12 protein-coding genes are annotated in these 18,492 nt (G+C 39.4%); 10 read left to right on the top strand and 2 right to left on the bottom strand.

The genetic code is table 11. The features are described from left to right. Positions 1-241: 241 nt before the first annotated feature. Positions 242-559, bottom strand: a complete 318-nt coding sequence (locus ACFO3P_RS15250) for a LysR family transcriptional regulator substrate-binding protein (protein WP_354005238.1) — start codon at positions 557-559, stop codon at positions 242-244. A 583-nt stretch (positions 560-1,142) separates the two neighbouring features. Here ACFO3P_RS15250 and ACFO3P_RS15245 point away from each other — a divergent pair. The 10 genes from ACFO3P_RS15245 to ACFO3P_RS15200 all read left to right on the top strand — a co-directional run bounded on the left by ACFO3P_RS15245 (position 1,143) and on the right by ACFO3P_RS15200 (position 16,889). Next, entirely contained in the window at positions 1,143-4,133 is a 2,991-nt protein-coding gene (locus ACFO3P_RS15245; protein WP_289585350.1) for a leucine-rich repeat domain-containing protein, read from the top strand. Positions 4,134-4,640: 507 nt separating this feature from the next. Beyond that, positions 4,641-5,924 (top strand): helix-turn-helix transcriptional regulator, encoded by a 1,284-nt coding sequence (locus tag ACFO3P_RS15240; protein WP_193064867.1) that lies wholly within the window; start codon positions 4,641-4,643, stop codon positions 5,922-5,924. A gap of 212 nt (positions 5,925-6,136) precedes the next feature. Then, positions 6,137-7,804 carry a urocanate hydratase gene (gene hutU, locus ACFO3P_RS15235; protein WP_256705043.1) on the top strand — a complete coding sequence of 556 codons (1,668 nt, stop codon included), beginning with the start codon at positions 6,137-6,139 and terminating at the stop codon, positions 7,802-7,804. Positions 7,805-7,951: 147 nt separating this feature from the next. Then, on the top strand, positions 7,952-9,181 hold the full coding sequence (hutI, locus tag ACFO3P_RS15230; RefSeq protein WP_226895131.1) for an imidazolonepropionase: 1,230 nt from the start codon (positions 7,952-7,954) through the stop codon (positions 9,179-9,181). Then, a complete protein-coding gene (locus ACFO3P_RS15225) occupies positions 9,178-10,176 on the top strand; it encodes an agmatinase family protein (protein WP_193064864.1) in 999 nt (332 codons plus the stop codon). Before hutI ends, ACFO3P_RS15225 begins: the two co-directional genes overlap by 4 nt. 392 nt (positions 10,177-10,568) lie before the next feature. Next, on the top strand, positions 10,569-11,906 hold the full coding sequence (locus tag ACFO3P_RS15220) for a YjiH family protein (RefSeq protein ID WP_052484903.1): 1,338 nt from the start codon (positions 10,569-10,571) through the stop codon (positions 11,904-11,906). A gap of 217 nt (positions 11,907-12,123) precedes the next feature. Beyond that, entirely contained in the window at positions 12,124-12,561 is a 438-nt protein-coding gene (gene hutP / locus ACFO3P_RS15215) for a hut operon transcriptional regulator HutP (RefSeq protein ID WP_042529899.1), read from the top strand. A gap of 156 nt (positions 12,562-12,717) precedes the next feature. Then, positions 12,718-14,241, top strand: a complete 1,524-nt coding sequence (gene hutH, locus ACFO3P_RS15210) for a histidine ammonia-lyase (protein WP_193064862.1) — start codon at positions 12,718-12,720, stop codon at positions 14,239-14,241. A 300-nt stretch (positions 14,242-14,541) separates the two neighbouring features. After that, on the top strand, positions 14,542-15,855 hold the full coding sequence (locus tag ACFO3P_RS15205; protein ID WP_193064861.1) for a Na+/H+ antiporter family protein: 1,314 nt from the start codon (positions 14,542-14,544) through the stop codon (positions 15,853-15,855). A 218-nt stretch (positions 15,856-16,073) separates the two neighbouring features. Continuing rightward, positions 16,074-16,889 carry a flagellin N-terminal helical domain-containing protein gene (locus ACFO3P_RS15200; RefSeq protein WP_193064860.1) on the top strand — a complete coding sequence of 272 codons (816 nt, stop codon included), beginning with the start codon at positions 16,074-16,076 and terminating at the stop codon, positions 16,887-16,889. A 108-nt stretch (positions 16,890-16,997) separates the two neighbouring features. Here ACFO3P_RS15200 and ACFO3P_RS15195 read toward each other — a convergent pair whose 3' ends face one another. Beyond that, positions 16,998-18,113, bottom strand: a complete 1,116-nt coding sequence (locus ACFO3P_RS15195) for a nitric oxide synthase oxygenase (protein WP_226895124.1) — start codon at positions 18,111-18,113, stop codon at positions 16,998-17,000. Between the last annotated feature and the right edge of the window lie 379 nt (positions 18,114-18,492).

The raw sequence follows: 18,492 nt of genomic DNA, 5'->3' as shown, positions 1-18,492 counted from the left end.
AATTACGTATGATAAGTAAGAACCGTTGCACAATCAGGGAACTGATTGTGCAACAGTTTTTTTGTGAAGGCAAAAAACTATAAAAGTATACTCTCGTATATTATTAACTTATAACCAATAAAAAATAAATGTACGTAAATTCTCGCTAATTATTAATTATATTTATTGATGGGCTGGAAGAAATGATTCTTGCAGATTATTGGACCCGATTTCATTGACTCTTACTATGCCTATTCAGAATTTAAAATCCCCCCTCATGAAACGCACAAATAGTCTCTATAGACTTATGAATCACAGGCGGTAGATATCTCGAACGATTTTTAACAAGATATACATTTCTTTTTAACATCGGGCCTTCCAGCTTTTTGATATGCACATTTGGATGGTTGGATGCATTGACATAGTTTTCCGGAACAATGGTAATTCCAAGGCCGCTTTCCACAAGGTGATAAGCTGTTTCAAAGCATTCAATTTCGAATTGAATATTAGGATGGATACTTGCGTCTTGAAAAGCCTTTATGATATCAATCCGTGTTTGATATCCCTCTTTGCATAAAATGAAGGGCAGGTACTGTTTTTTCTATCGTAAGTGAAGTTTTAGATTGAAGAGGGTGATTCTTTTGGTAGGTGCGGTGCCTTCTTAATTGATGTTTTTGTAGTGCCGGTTATCATTACGACGATTAATTTATTTAGCTAGTCCAATGTATCATTTTTGATTAAAATATGTATCCTCTTCTTCTTTATCATATTTAGAAATAACAACTCTATCATGCAGGGTTGAAAGGAAAACTGTCGTAGAATTATATTTTGCGGCTTTTTTTTTGCTCCGTATTTTAACAAGTGTCTCTAGGTGATCCAGATAACTCCTGTCTTAAACATGGGAAACGTTATAGGATATAAAGTCTCCGGAAAAACATACATCCTATAAATGTTTCCATTCCATAGTCTTCAAATCATGGTATAATAGACTTAGTTTATTTGTTCTGTTTTATTGTTTTATTCAGACTATATTTTTTATACTAAAGGAAAGAGGTGGATGTTCCGGATTTCCCTGCCAGACAGGAAGGGGAAGTATATCTTACTCCATACGAATCGGCGTATGCTGTAAATCTATTAAAATACATAAGAAGGAGAACCGAAAAATGCATAGAAAGTACAAATGGGGTGTCTTTTTTATCGCCGCTGTTTTTACAATTTTCACATGGGCAATACCGTTACAGACAGTAAGCGCGGAAAAAGACAGTGAACGTTTTGTAGATACGCAAAATGATTCAAACGAACTAGATGCGGTTGAAATGCCGACACAAGCTCTTCTTTCTTTGAAGGATTCGGAGGATGATGAGGGGACAGAGGAAGATCAATCCGATGATGCGGAAGAGTTAGATTCGCGGGAGGTTTATATTACAGATGACGTATTGGCGGAAGCGGTTACGGAAGAATTAGGGAAAGAAGCAGGGCAGCCGATTACAGAAGCTGATATGGAGCAATTAGTAGAATTGGAGAAGCAGGGAGCAGTTGGTGCTGCATCGATACGTTCTCTTGAAGGGCTGCAATCTGCGAAGAATTTGGAAAGATTACATTTGCCGATGCATGATCTCAATGATATTTCTCCGCTATCTAACTTGGGGAATTTACAGTCTTTAGATTTGGCTTACAGCTCGGTTAATGACCTGGCGCCTTTATCCAATCTGGGGAATGTAGAGAGTTTGAATTTGTTTGGAAATCCTATTAATGATGTTGCTCCTTTAGCAAATTTGGAAAAGTTAAGGGATCTAGACCTGGCCTATACGTTTATAGAGGATATTTCGTCCTTATCGGATTTGCCAAACTTAGAGAATTTAAATTTGGATGGTAACCCGGCGCAGGATGATGGCGGGGATTCACAAGATGATGGTGACGATGTTGTAAATGGCTCGGAATCAGATGAAGAAGGAGCCGAAGAGGAGAGCGGGGAGTTTGGTATTGATTCGCGGGAGGTTTATTTTGAGGATGCGGTGTTGGAAAAAGCGATTGCGGAAGAATTGGGAATAGATGGTCGGGCTATTACTGAGGCGGATATGACAAAACTGCCCAATTTATATGCCAATGGTTATGATTCTGAACGAATTACCTCTCTGGAAGGTTTACAATATGCGACGAATTTAGTTGATTTATCTTTATGGGATAATGATATTAGCGACCTGACACCTATAAGTGGCTTGGAAAATTTATCTTATTTAGATTTGGATGATAATAATATTGAAGATCTTACGCCCTTGGCCAATCTCAAAAACTTAATGACTTTATATTTGGATAATAATGCGATTGAAGATATTACCCCGTTGCAAGAATTAACCTTGGCAGACATGTATATCTCTTTGTATGGGAATCATATCGACGATGAAGCTGCGATCCAATATTTACGGGATAATGGTGCTTCAGTAGGTTATTATAACGATACCGATTCACCTGAGGTTTATTTTGAGGACGAAGTATTGGAAGAAGCAGTTGCAAATACGTTAGGAATTGAAGGTCGAGCGATTACGGAGTCAGACATGGCAAAACTAACTGATTTATATGCTAATGATTATGACTCTGACTTTGGTCCAATCACTTCTTTAGAGGGATTACAATATGCAGAAAATTTGATGACTTTAGATTTGATGGGAAACAATATTAGCGATTTAACACCTTTGTCAGGTTTGAAGAATTTAGAAAGCTTAACTCTTTGGGATAACGCTATTAGCGATCTGACACCTCTAAGCAGCTTGGAAAACTTATCTTATTTAGACTTGGATGAGAATTATATAGAAGACCTCGCACCTTTAACTAATCTAACCAGTTTAGAGACTTTATATCTGTCTTATAATGAAATTGAAGATATTACCCCGTTGCAGGAATTATCCTTGATGGACATGTATATTTCTTTATACGGGAATTATTTCGATGACGAAGAGACCATTCAATACTTACGGGATAATGGTGCTACCATTAATTACGACTGGGAAGAGGAATCACCAGAGGTATATTTTGAAGATGGGGTATTAGAAGCAGCAATTGCTGAAGAATTAGGTGTAGAAGGTCGGCCGATTACGGAGGAAGACATGGCTAAGCTTACGGAATTAACCGCATATGGAACCGATTCGGAATCCATAACCTCTCTGGAAGGATTACAGTATGCAGAGAATTTACGAGAGTTAAAATTGATATCGAACGGCATTAGCGATTTAACGCCTTTATCCAACTTAGTAAATTTAGAAGAGTTAACTTTATGGGATAACGATGTCAGCGACATAACGCCGTTGGAAAATTTGAGAAATCTATCTTATTTAGATTTAGATAATAATGCGATTGAAGACCTCACTCCTTTATCGGATCTAAAAAATTTAGAGACTTTACATTTGGATGATAATGCAATTAATGATATTACTCCACTAAAAGAGTTATCCTTAAAGGATATGTATATTTCTCTGTATGGAAATAATTTCAACGATGATGATACAATCCAATATTTACGTGATAATGGTGCTATAGTCGGCTATTACTCTACAGAGGGTGATGAAGAAGACGAAACAGAAACACCTGACCCAGATGATGATTACATCGATCCAGAAGGGAAAGGCAATACACCAAACTCTGAAGGAAGCGGAGATGAAAACGGAGAAACAAATGGGGATACGCCGGCCCCTGAAGACAATGAAGGAGGAAATGAGGAACAAGAAAATAATACTCCAGTTCCAGAAGGCGACGATGGAGAAAACGAAGGTGCAGAAGAGGAAACTCCAAATCCGGAAGAAAATGAAGAAGGAACCGGAAATTCAGAAAATGAAACTCCAACTCCAGTAGAAAACGAAGAAGGAACTGGAAACCCAGAAGATGCTACGCCAACTCCCACCGAAGCAGAAGGCGGCAATGGAGAAGCAAATAATGCCGCTCCAAATGCAGTTGGAACAACAGGAGGCAGCGGAGAATCTGGAAACAATTCCACCGCTGAGGAAAGCCAAAGTGATGTACGCGGGGAAACGACAGCGGAAAAGCTGCCAAATACATCAACCAATGCGTATAATTGGTTCTTGGCTGGAGCGATATTCCTTTTCGCTGGTAGCTATATGTTGATTTTTTATGCATACAGAAACAGAATAAATAACGGATAGTAAGACGAAAGAAGCTACTCTCTCTCCCTTGCAAAATTTCAGGAATGAGAGTAGCTTTTTTCACTAATTTATCATTTTAAGAGTGGACGAAATTATTCTTAAATATTATATAAATTTCTCCAATAATGATATTTATAGATGATGTTCAAAAGCCCACCTGAAATGATTAACAGTAATTCTATGTTGGAGACAATTTTTTAATACCATAGAAATACTTCCATTTTTTGTTTATAATTCATTTTTTTACACATGTTTAATAGAATCGTAAAACTATATTCAATAACAAACACTTATAATACAATAAGAATATGTGAATCACGAGGGGAGGTTTTTAACATTTACAAACTACTATTAGCCGATCGTGATAAAGAAGAACTTCAAGGCATTCGTTGGTTACTATCTAAATATTCATTCCCAATAACAAATATTAGCTTAACTGACCAAATAACCGATGTTCTAACAAATCTCGAAAATGAACTTCCTGATATTCTATGTGTTGAATTAGATATGATACCAGAGAATAAGTGGGAAGTAGTAAAAACCTTTATTTACAGGTATTCAGGGCAGGTGATAGCGATTACTGCAGAGGCGACTTTTGAACGAGCTATGCAAGCGATGTCTATAAAGGCAGTTGATTTGTGGGTGAAGCCACTATCGCCTTCACGTATGAAACGTGCCATACAACAAGCAGTTGGTAACCTAACAGCCATTCGTAAGAAAAATACAGAAATTGAATTTGAACAGGTTATTCGATATGAATCTTTATTTATAGATGATTACGTACCCTTCCATTACCCAGTCTACTTATTAGAGGCTGAACATCGAGAAACACTGAATGATTTACGGGCTTTTATTAATCAATTTGATTTTGATTATAAACCATCAGTATTCTCAACTCATAATTGCATTATTCTTGTATTCCGCCATGATTTCCCAGAACCGTTAAAACAAGCACAGAGATTTTTAAGAGAATGGAAACACGTAGAAGCAGGTTCTATTGTGATAGTTGTACATACGGGGAGTGAAGATTCACTTTTTCAAATTTATATGAAACTAATTCGTATGATGGAAACAACATTTTTTATTGGTTACGAGCAAGTGCTGCTTGCAGAAGACGCACAAGATTGGGTGGAGATAGATCCTTTTCTAACAATGGAAGAACAAAGGAATTTGATTTTTATGCTAGATGAGGGACAGGGAGATAAGTTAAAGACATGGTTGTATGAGGAATTTTTTGATATGCAATCTCCTTATCTTGAACCAGGACTGCTTCGTACACGTTTAACGAGTATATTGGCACAGGTACGTCGTTTTATGTTTCGCAAAGGGATAACAAATCAAGATAGTGAAGTTTATTATAAGAAGGTATTTGAGATTATCTTATATGGTCCGGTTCTATATCGTATTGTTCAAGAGTTGATTCTATTTATTCATTATTTGTTTCAAACGGTTAAAGAGCAACAGATGTATGCGAAGGCAGATGTTGTCGAGTCAGCTATTAGCTACATGGAAAATCATTATAATTATGCAACTCTTTCGTTGACAGAAGTAGCAGAACATGTTGGTCGCAGTCCATCCCATTTAAGTCACATCCTAACCAAAAAGTATCATCAATCATTTCGTGAAATGCTGATTTATATCCGATTGCAAAAAGCAAAAGAACTGCTTGGATCAACGGACGAGTCCATTCAAAATATTGCAGTCTCTGTTGGATTTCGTAATCCGAATTATTTTAGTCGTGTGTTCAAATCATATACGGGGCTCACTCCTCGTGAATGGAGATTACGATAAGTGCGAAAATCTTAATGTAATGAAAAGTAGTTAATAATCATATATTTTTATAACAATCTAATATTTTTTCTATAAAATGAAAGCGTTTTATAAAATGATTTATAGTTACCTAAAATTTTTATTGTATTTCGAAATTCCATTATCTATATTCCACTTCTCTTCATTGATAAAATAAGAATTATCAGAAGACTTCAACGAGGAGTGAATGTGTGATGAAAGAGACGAAATCAAAAGAAGTAAAGCAATACAGAGGTACAGAATTAAATACAAAAGGATGGATTCAAGAGGCAGCATTACGTATGTTAAATAACAATTTGCATCCGGATGTAGCAGAAAACCCGGATGAATTAGTCGTTTATGGAGGAATAGGAAAAGCAGCAAGAAACTGGGAGTGTTATGAAGCGATTGTTGCTTCCTTAAAAGCTTTAGAAGAGGATGAGACATTATTAATTCAGTCTGGTAAGCCCGTAGCGGTTTTACCTTCTCATAAAGATGCACCGAAAGTTTTAATTGCCAATTCAAATCTTGTACCGGCTTGGGCAAATTGGGACCACTTTCATGAGCTGGATCAAAAAGGATTAATGATGTATGGACAAATGACAGCAGGAAGCTGGATTTATATTGGAAGCCAGGGGATTCTTCAAGGAACCTATGAAACATTTGCCGAATGTGCCAAGCAGCATTTTCATGGCGATTTGGCTGGAACTATTTCAGTGACGGCGGGTCTCGGTGGAATGGGTGGTGCGCAGCCGTTGGCGGTAACTTTGAATGGCGGAGTTTGTATCGCGATTGAAGTAGATCAGCATCGAATTAATCGCCGAATTGAAACGAAGTATTTAGACACGTATACCGATGATTTGGATGAAGCCATTCGTCTTGCTAATGAAGCCCGTTCAGAAAAGAAAGCGTTATCTATTGGCTTGTTGGGAAATGCTGCAGAATTGTTACCGAAAATGATTGAAAAAGGGCTCATCCCAGATGTGTTAACAGATCAAACCTCGGCACATGATCCGTTAAATGGTTATATTCCTGAAGGGTTTAGTCTGGAGAAAGCTGCTGATTTACGAGGAAAAGATGAAGCAGCATATATGAAGCTTTCCAAAGCAAGCATGGCAAAGCATGTTGAAGCAATGCTGGAAATGCAAAAACAGGGGGCTGTTACCTTTGATTATGGAAATAATATCCGTCAAGTAGCAAAAGACGAAGGAGTGGAGAATGCCTTTGATTTTCCTGGTTTTGTTCCAGCTTATATTCGTCCGCAATTTTGTGAGGGGAAAGGGCCTTTTCGCTGGGTAGCATTATCAGGAGAACCAGAAGATATTTATAAAACAGATGAAGTTATTTTGCGGGAGTTTAGTGATAATAAGCATTTATGCAACTGGATACGTATGGCACGTGAAAAGGTGAGTTTCCAAGGGTTGCCTTCACGTATTTGCTGGCTTGGCTATGGAGAACGCGCCCGTTTTGGGAAAATTATTAATGAAATGGTTGCCAGTGGTGAAATAAGTGCTCCAATCGTTATCGGTCGTGATCATCTCGATTCCGGTTCTGTTGCTTCGCCGAATCGGGAAACAGAAGCGATGAAGGACGGAAGTGATGCAGTTGCGGATTGGCCGATTTTAAACGCTCTGATCAATAGTGTTGGTGGAGCAAGCTGGGTCAGTGTCCATCATGGTGGCGGGGTAGGAATGGGATATTCCCTTCATGCCGGCATGGTCATTGTAGCGGATGGAACAAAGGATGCAGAAAAACGGCTGGATCGTGTGTTAACAACAGATCCAGGAATGGGAGTTGTCCGTCATGCGGATGCTGGATATGCGTTAGCCCAGGAAACAGCCCGCAAGAAGAACGTAAATATTCCGATGTTAAAAGATCAATAATGTGGATAGCAACTCCCAGGGAAAAGCAGTTCTTCTACTGGGGAGTGCTATTTTCAATGGTACTAGTAAATAGATAGAATGTAACTTCAGGAGGGAAAAACATTGACACAAAAGCTGTTTATTTCAAATGCAAACCAAGTAGTTACCATGGCCGGGCATTCTGATAAGCCTGCCAAAAAAGAGGCGATGTCCGACATAACAATTTTGGAACATGGGAGTATCTGGATAGAAGATGGCAAAATTGTTGAGGTAGGTACAGACGCAGAAATGCGCGAAAAATACCAAGGGCAACTTGATTCTGTAACTGAAATTGATGCATCGGGCAAAACTGTCACACCTGGTTTGATTGATCCACATACGCATCTTGTTCATGCGGGAACACGTGAAAATGAATATGCTATGCGTTTAAAAGGAAAAACCTATATGGAGATTATGGAATCTGGCGGTGGGATTCATGCTACAACCCGTGCTACACAAGCTGCCAGCTATGAAACATTATATGAAGCGTCAAAAAAACGTTTAGATAAGTTTTTATTACATGGTGTTACCACCGTTGAAGCAAAGAGCGGTTATGGATTAACGCTTGAACATGAATTAAAACAGCTGAAAGTGGCAGAGCAGCTGCGCCAAAACCACCCAATAGATATTGTTTCTACATTTATGGGAGCACATGCGGTGCCGCTGGATGAAAAAAGGAATCCGGAAGCGTTTGTTACACGTGTCGTAGAGGAAATGATTCCGGAAGTAGCCGAAAGAAAACTGGCTACATTTAATGATGTATTTTGTGAGCGCGGTGTATTTACACCAGAACAATCCAAGCGTGTACTGGAAGCTGGTAAACAGTATGGACTTACCCCTAAGATTCATGCCGATGAGATTGAACCATATGCTGGAGCGGAATTAGCGGCAGAAGTGGGTGCCATTTCGGCGGATCATCTTCTGAAAGCCTCCGATGCAGGGATTAAAGCGATGGCGGAAAAGGAAGTTGTCGGTGTTCTATTGCCGGGTACAGCGTTTTTCTTAATGGCAGAATTTGCTCCAGCGAGGAAGATGATTGATGCAGGGGTTGCTGTTGCATTGTCAACAGACCAAAATCCTGGGTCTTCTCCAACGATTTCCTTGCCTTTCATCATGAATTTAGGCTGCTTGAAGATGAATATGACACCAGAAGAAGTATTGACTGCGACGACGATTAATGCAGCGCATGCTATTGGATGTGCGGGTGAAGCAGGGAGCCTGGAAGCAGGGAAAAAGGCAGATATTACGATTTTTGATGTTCCTAATTATTTAACTTTATCGTATCAATATGGCATGAATCATGTGGATACGGTTATAAAATCCGGGAAGCAGCTTGTAGTGGAGGGGCGGTTACAATGAGCCATTATCCTTACCCAATGCTCCATAAGCCCAACATGATATGGTCCAAACAGACAGAGCAAACAATAGATTTAAAGGTTCATGAATGGATTGAAACGATTGGAGATACCGAGGTGGACTGGTCTCCTTATGATGTGACGATTCTTGGTGTTCCGCTTTCTAAATCCTCTATCAGTACATCGGCAGCCAGTGAAAATCCAGATGCGATGCGGCAAGCGTGGAAATCCTTTGGAACGTACAATCTGGATGAAAATATAGATTTGGCGGCGTTAAAGGCAGTTGATTTAGGAGATGTGAAGCAGCATGTAACAGACATCGCTTCTTCCCACCAAAATATTGAAGAGGCAATGGCAGCGATAAGAAGTCATCACCCGCATACTTTGCCGATTACGATGGGCGGTGATCACTCCATCACGGCTATGCTGGTAAAGGGATGGAAAAAGACGCATCCTGAGGAGACAATTGGAATTTTACAAATTGACTCCCATTTTGATTTACGTGATCTGAAAATATTTGGACCGGCAAATGGCACCCCGATTCGAAATATCATTGAGAGTGGGACGGTTAAAGGAGAGCATATTCACACCATTGGGCTGCATGGTTTCTTTAACGCTAAAGAACTAAAAGATGTTGCAGATCAAAATGGGATTCGTTATACGACTATGAAACAAGCGCGTAAAGAAGGAATACAGCAAGTTATTGCGCATGCATTAGAACAGTTGAATCAACAAGTAGATACAATTTATTTAACGGTGGATATGGACGTATTAGATATTGTACATGGACCTGGAACACCTGCTGCAGCTCCAGGCGGAATGTACACAGAAGAATTATTTGATGCTGTTCAGCTTGCAGGAGAACATCCGAAAGTCAAAGCCATGGATATTGTGTGTCTGGATCCGAGAAAAGATATAGCGCAAATTACGGTGAAAAATGCCGTTCATACGATGTTGTCGTTTTTAACAGGGTATTGTAAGAGGAGAAATAAAGGATAGTTAACGCAATAACTAAGCCAATGGTGATAAAGTGAAACTTCTTTCAGTGGGGGATTTCATTTACCACTGTAGATTAAAGGAATAAGGACTAAGTTCATGACGTCGTGGGAATGAGGTTGATTACTTGTCATAACCTCGCAAAATAGTTGTCTCAGATGCCTTTGTGACCTACCTTCTGCAGGCTGGAACGAGCCAGGCTGTTACTGGCTGTTCTATCTCCCACTTAGAAATAACATATCTCTTTCATTTCTTGAAGTGGGAGTATTACAAAGCCCTTCGATGGGGGAAGTAATCGCAGCCTCCGTCCCAGCCAGTAATACTGCGATAAATGTTTCTGTTATGGGAATGTATTACTAATAGAGTAAATTCAAATAAAAAAGGTTGGGTGTCAAATGAGTGAGATTCAAACGACTAAATATGATGTTGATAATGATCATAAAAATAATCGGAAAAATATTGTCAAATTTAGCATTTACAGTTTGATAGGTGGATTTATGTTTTTTATACCCATAACGATTAACGGAAACGCTTCTATTATGCTGGATCATATGGTTACTTTCATTCGAAATACTTTTCCCGCGTTTGTACCTTATTACTTATTAATTGTTATTGCTCTCGGTGCCGTTTATCCGTTTATTAGAGGTACATGGAATAAAGGGAACGTAAATACAGTTCTATCTTTTTTTAAGCTTTTAGGATTAGTTGCTGCACTAATGATTGTTTTTAATATTGGGCCAGCATGGTTATTTAATCCAGATATGGGACCTTTCATATTCAATAGTCTAGTTACACCTGTTGGCATTCTAGTTCCCATTGGTGCAGTATTCCTTGCACTTATAGTAAGTTATGGACTCCTTGAATTTATTGGGGTATTAATGCAAAGAATTATGAGACCTGTTTGGAAAACTCCCGGCCGTTCTGCGATTGATGCAGTTGCTTCATTTGTTGGCAGTTATTCAATTGGATTACTAATAACTAATCGTGTGTTCAAAGAAGGGAAGTATTCAGTAAAAGAGGCTTCCATTATCGCAACTGGATTCTCTACTGTTTCTGTAACGTTTATGGTAGTTGTTGCTAATACATTAGATTTAATGGGTATTTGGAATCTGTATTTTTGGTCAACACTTGTCATCACATTTTTAGTAACGGCAATTACCGTACGATTATGGCCGCTGAATAAAATGAGTAATGAATACTACGATGGGGCTAAACCTCAATATGAGGAAATAATTACAGAAAATCGCATAAAGGTAGCGTGGGAACAAGCGATGAAAGTTGCTGATAATGCTCCCAGTTTATTTGAAAATATTAAAATGAATTTAAAGGATGGAATGGTAATGACGATGGCAATTCTACCATCCATTATGTCTATTGGACTACTAGGACTTGTGTTAGCCGAATATACACCGATCTTTGATATTGTTGGCTATATCTTTTACCCTTTCACATGGTTAGTGCAATTACCTGAACCTTTATTAGCAGCAAAAGCCGTTTCCATGGGAATTGTAGAAATGTTTTTACCTGCTTTAATGGTGACGGAAGCAGTTTTAATAACGAAATATGTAATAGCTGTGGTATGTATTTCTTCTATCATCTTTTTTTCAGCTGTTGTGCCAGTTATTTTATCAACAGACATCCCAATTAGTATTCCAAAACTAATTGTAATATGGTTTGAAAGAGTTGTATTAACTATTTTAATTGCTGCACCGGTTGGATATTTATTACTATAAGGAGAAAGCTATTCCCTTTCATACAATGTTGTTGTTTTTGACAGGTTATCAAAAAAGAAAAGTGATCATATAATAAATATAACAGGTTGGCATATAAAATTCTTTTTCATTTTATATAAAATGCCAGAAAAATAATTGACTATTACCACTATTCAGATTATAATCAAAATAGCTATTAGTAAAAAGTTTTATTTTTGAGATAAAAGGGAGCGCTTACATGCCGCAAAAAATTCGCATTGGTAAAATTGCCACACTGCTTGCTATGTTAGATGAAAGTGAATACAGCTCCTTTGAATCCATGTTTGACGAGGTGGATACATGCCTTGGAAAAGTCGGGTCCATGAATATGCAGAAGGTTATTTCCGCAGTGGAAACAGCAGTTAAGAGAAGCGGATTAATTGAAGAAGGGGTTTATCGAGAAACCCACGCATTATATCATACAATTGTTGAGGCGCTTGAAGGGATAACCAGAGGACAACTGGCGATTGGAGAGACAATGCGGACAGTAGGTCTTCGCTTTGCTGTTGTACGCGGGAAACCGTATAAAGAGGAAAAAGAAGGAGAATGGATTGCCGTCGCCTTTTACGGGACAATTGGAGCACCTATAAAAGGATTGGAACATGAAGCGGTTGGTCTTGGAATTAATCATATTTAACAAATAAATACGAAATCATGACCTATAGTAACGAGACGTTAGGAGGTGATGATGGCTTACTTCAGTATGCCGTTATCGCCTCTTTTTGCTGTTTTTTTAGAGAAAGTCAATAGTGTAGCGGACCATAGAAAATCCGTTAAGAAGGAGGAAGAAACAATGATTGAATTAACAGGCCATACTTTAACGATTGAACAACTAAAAAGAATTTTGCTCGATAATGAAAAAGTATCCATTTCCGAAAAAAGCATGGAGGAAGTTCATGATAGCAGATGTGCTGTTGAACAAATTGTAGCAAATAGAGAAACGGTATATGGAATTAATACAGGCTTTGGAAAATTTAGTGACGTGATTATCAATCAAAAAGATGTTGAAAATTTACAATTAAATTTAATCCGTTCCCATGCATGCGGGATTGGTGAACCTTTTCCGGAAATTGTATCACGTGCCATGATGGTACTTCGATTGAATGCTTTACTAAAAGGATTTTCAGGTGTTCGTGGAGTGTTGGTGGAATTACTAGCTGAATTAATTAATAAAAGAATCCATCCAGTCATTCCACAACAGGGATCTTTAGGGGCATCTGGCGATTTGGCGCCATTGGCTCATTTAGCACTTGTTTTAATTGGAGAGGGAAAAGTCTATGGTGAGTCCGGAAACGTAATTGATTCAGCTTCCGTTTTTTCTGAAAAAGGAATTCGTCCGATTACATTGCAGGCTAAAGAAGGGTTGGCACTTATCAATGGAACGCAGGCAATGGTTGCTATGGGGATAGTTAATTATATTGAAGCGGAACAGCTTGCTTTTGATAGTGAATGGATTGCTGCAATGACAATGGAGGGGCTGGAAGGAATTGTAGATGCTTTTCATCCAGCAATACATGAAGCGAGGGGATACCCGCAGCAAATAGATGTGGCAAAAAGAATGCGGGGATGGTTAGACGGAAGCAAACTGATTACAAGACAGGGTGAAAAGCGGGTACAAGACGCGTATTCTTTGCGTTGTATTCCCCAAGTACATGGTGCGTCCTGGCAAGCACTTGATTACGTGAAGGAAAAACTAGAGATTGAGATGAATGCAGCTACGGATAATCCGCTTATCTTTGATGAAGGAGAGGTGGTTATTTCAGGCGGGAATTTTCATGGTCAGCCAATCGCATTTGCAATGGACTTTTTAAAAATTGCAGTAGCAGAATTAGCGAATATATCAGAGCGCCGTACTGAACGGTTAGTGAATCCACAGCTAAATGATTTACCTGCCTTTTTAAGCTCAGAACCCGGTTTGCAATCGGGAGCAATGATTATGCAATATGCTGCGGCATCCCTTGTCTCGGAAAATAAAACCTTAGCGCATCCTGCAAGCGTGGATTCCATTCCTTCCTCTGCCAATCAGGAGGATCATGTTAGTATGGGGACGACGGCATCAAGACATGCAGGAATGATGATACAGAATGCCCGGCGTGTGTTGGCGATTGAATGTATTTGTTCCCTGCAGGCAGCGGAATATCAAGGCGTGGAAAATCTGTCGCCAAAATTAAAGAAAAAATGGGAGAAGATGCGTCATGTTGTCCCGAGCATTACCGAAGACAGAGTTTTTTCAGAGGATATAGAGAAGCTTAATCAGACATTGCACCCGCTGTATCATAACAATAACTTTTTAAAAAAAGAAATTTCTATTAAATAAAGAAAAAGAGGCAGTATTTATCAGTTTTTATGAAGGGTATAAAGCTGCCTCTTCATATTTATCATGGAGAAGCGCCCGTGAAACTCTCGGCTCCAAATAAAGGAGAGGGAATAAATTTATTTAGGCCGGAGATAACGGGTGCTAACTCCCTGAATTACTCAACTAATCATTCAGTGGGAGAAAAGAAAAACTCCCACTAAATGAAGTTTCGTTTTATGAAAACGGCAGTGTTATCATCGAGATTATTTTAACTCGTGTGATACCTCATAAAAGATTGAAAAATAAAGGGGGAGTTAGGAGATGCTTACAAATGCAGTTTTAGTCAGTGTGCTTGTGATGGTAGTGGTAAGTTTATTTCGTGTCAATGTTTTGTTTGCCATTATTCTTGCTGCTTTAACGGCTGGTTTAATGTCTGGAATGAGTTTGGGTGAAGCAGCGGAACTGATGGTGTCGGGCATGGGGGGACAGTCAAACACAGCATTAAGCTATGTTCTACTGGGAATATTTGCTGTAATGATTGGTTTATCAGGGATTACTACAATCCTGGTAAATAAGATGTTAACACTTTTTAGAGGTAAAAAAATGGCACTTGTTTTGAGTCTTGCTGTAATTGCTTGTTTGTCACAAAATATCGTACCTGTACACATTGCTTTTATACCTATTTTAATTCCGCCATTGTTAGGTCTGTTTAATAAATTGAAATTAGATAGACGGGCAGTTGCTGCTGCATTAACTTTTGGACTTAAAGCTCCTTATATGACAATACCAGTAGGTTTCGGATTAATATTTCAAGGGATTATTCGAGATGAAATGATCGCAAATAACATGCCCATTACCTTGAATGAGGTAACGATTTCTATGTTAATACCCGGAGCGGGAATGGTAGTCGGATTATTGGTAGCTATTTTTATCACGTACCGTAAAGATCATCTGCCTAAGGAAAGCCAGCCGGATGAAGCAAATATAGAAGTTGCGTACACAGAAGAAAAAGGAAATTGGGGTTTTTATCAATGGATGACAATTATCGCGATTATCGCAGCATTGGTAACACAGCTTATGACGGAATCACTTATTCTTGGTGCATTAGCTGGAATTATTATCCTGTTTGCAACGAGAGTAATAAAGATGAACGAGAATGAAAAAGTGGTCCAAAAAGGTATTGGAATGATGGGGATGATAGCATTTATTATGCTGGTTGCTTCCGGTTATGCGACTGTGCTACAGGAAACGGGAGGCATTGAACAGCTTGTTGAACAGGCAATTTCCATGGTTGGCACATCATCGTTTCTGATTGCTACGACGATGTTGGTGGTTGGATTGTTTATCACAATGGGAATTGGTACATCATTTGGCACAATTCCTATTCTGGCAGCATTATATGTCCCGATTTGTGCAGCCGCTGGTTTATCCCCGTTGGCAACTGCAGCACTTATTGGAACAGCAGGTGCTCTAGGAGATGCGGGATCACCTGCTTCTGACAGTACGCTTGGACCAACTGCCGGGTTAAATGCTGATGGAAGGCATAATCATATATGGGATACGTGTGTCCCTACATTTTTGCATTATAATATTCCATTATTTATATGCGGAGTAATTGCAGCAGTAATTTTATAAAATGAAATTTTCCAGATGAATTTCTTTGACCAGTTTTTGTATCTAAAAAGAGTCCTTTTGAGGTTGAATCTTACATCCCAATTAGGACTCTTTTTAAATTCTTTAAAATCAACCCAAAATAATAAAAAAACTCCTCAATCACTTCACTTACCCGCCCAATCAACCGATATACCTAATAACAAGTAAGATACACCTTAGGAAAGGTGGAGTTATTATCGATGCGTCTCAACAATAATGTAATGGCGTTTACGATTTACAATAATATGAACAATCATTTTGCCATGGCTCAGAAATCAATGCTTCGTATCGCAACGGGCAAGCGGATTAACAGTGCTGCAGATGATCCGGCAGGGCTGGCTATTTCCGAGAAAATGCGTGCGCAGATTCGCGGATTGAATATGGCCATTCGGAATGCGCAGGATGGCATCTCGCTATTGCAAACGGCGGAGGGTGCGGTGAATGAAACGCATGCGATATTGCAGCGGATGCGGGAGCTGAGTGTGAAGTCAGCGAATGGAACGTATTCGGAATCGGACCGGAAAATCATGCAGGATGAGATGAATCAGCTCCGGGAAGGGTTATCGCAGATTGGACGGGATACCAAATTTAATACACAGTCTCTATTAGACGGTTCCTTTACCAATAAACGCTTGCAGATTGGTGCCAATGCGGGGCAATATATTGAAATTTCAATTGGCGATGTACGGGCAGCTGCGCTGGGTATAGATGAAATCGATATTACGACACAAGAAGGCGCAGATACAGCCATCGGGATTTTAGATGAAGCGATAGAGAAGGCATCCTCACAGCGTTCCAGTCTTGGAGCTGTACAGAGCCGGCTGGAGCATACGATCAATAACCTCTCCAATACAGTAACCAACCTGACACAGGCAGAATCGCGGATTCGGGATGCGGATATTGCAAAAGAGATGATGCTTTATACCAAGCACAGCCTGTTGGCACAGGTTGCCATGGCTATGCTGGCTCAGGCAAACCAGCAGCCGGGGATGATATTGCAGCTTTTACAGAATTAATTTTAAAAATGAGAACCTGAAAAAATATCTTTGCAGTCTATGAGAAACATAGATATAGTGAAAAATTAAATAAAAAGCGCTCTCACTAAAAGTAAGAACACTTTATCTCTACCCATGAAACGGGCAGCCTTTTCCTTGCCGATAAGCCTTATCCTGATAAAAGAAATTTGGCTTTTTCAGCTCATTGCTGTAGGGCTGATGCCAGACATGCGTGGTTGCCGGGGAGACAGGAGGAATAAGCCAGGTCCATTTTCCGGTTACCTCCCGTTCGGCTTTTGCTTCCTGCTTTTCGAAAATGCGGAACTGGGATGCAGCGGTGTGATGGTCGACAATGGATACACCTTGTTTTTTAAAGGAGTGGAGCACCATTTCATTCAATTCAATCAGGGCACGGTCCTGCCATAAATTACTGGCATGTTTTGTCGATAACCCCATGATTTCAGCTATTTTTGGCAGTAAATTATAGCGGTGCTCATCTGCAAAGTTTCTGGCGCCGATTTCTGTTCCCATATACCAGCCGTTGAAGGGAGCAGATATGTAATGCAGCCCGCCGATTTCCAGACGCATATCTGAAATAATCGGGAGGGCATACCATTTCAAATTCAGGTCTGCTACCGCTTCATATTCTGGATGTTCCATAGGAATCTCAGGGATGAATGCCTCGGGAATGGTTCTCCAGACAGGGGGATGAGCACCGATTTGAATAACAAGCGGCAAAATATCGAAATGTGTTCCTTCCCCCTGCCAGCCCAGCCGCTCACATATTTGGGTGAATTCCAGGGAATCGGAATCACCGATAATTCCTTCTTCTGTTTCATAGCCTGCATAGCGCAGCAGCTGATGATTCCAGATTTTCACGGTTTCTTCCTTGGCTGAGGAGGCAGGGAAGATGGTGATGTAGGGTTTGATTCTACCTTGATTAAAGGCGTTTTTTAAATGACTGAACAGGAATTCGAATATCTCTTCTTCTGTTGTTGCCTGTCTGGCATCTGCCACGTCGATGCGTTCCCAGAACAATCTGCCGATACAGCGGTTTGAATTTCGCCAGGCGAGCTTTACTCCATACACCATTTCCTCATAGGTTTGGGTATAAGTGCCATGTGCATTTATCTCGGCTGTAACTTCTTTAATTCGTTCTGCTGATTTTTCTGCAGGAGCACCAGTTTCTGTATAGTAGGTTGTCAGGAAACGTGCCGCTTCCTGCTGCATTTCATCTTTATTCAACGGAATGACCTCCAGCTGTTCACAATGGATCGTATGCTTTCTTTTCCATTGTAGCGAAGAGTAAGACGAATTTCTATGTTATTCGACAAATGAAAAGAGGAGTAAAGACCTTTGTTCAATTGTCTGTCACATGATAAAGTAAATTGTAGTTACCTTTTTTAAAAATGTGCGTACTGATTTGCTGGATGGTTAAATCATTATTAATAGAATATACGCTGTATTTTATGGGATTTTGTCAAAAAATGATACGATAATTGAAAAATTAATTTAGGTTTAACTCAACTTTCGCACCTAGAAAAACTTAATAAAATCAATAAGCTCAAGTACTTGTAGCTACTGTAGTAGGTTGCTTGACACAGATTTTAAACATGAAAAAACA

This window comes from Oceanobacillus aidingensis, from assembly GCF_042654105.1.
Classification (GTDB): domain Bacteria; phylum Bacillota; class Bacilli; order Bacillales; family Amphibacillaceae; genus Oceanobacillus; species Oceanobacillus oncorhynchi.
The sequence above is the reverse complement of the archived record's forward strand: the minus strand, read 5'-3'. Positions and strand labels throughout refer to the sequence as shown.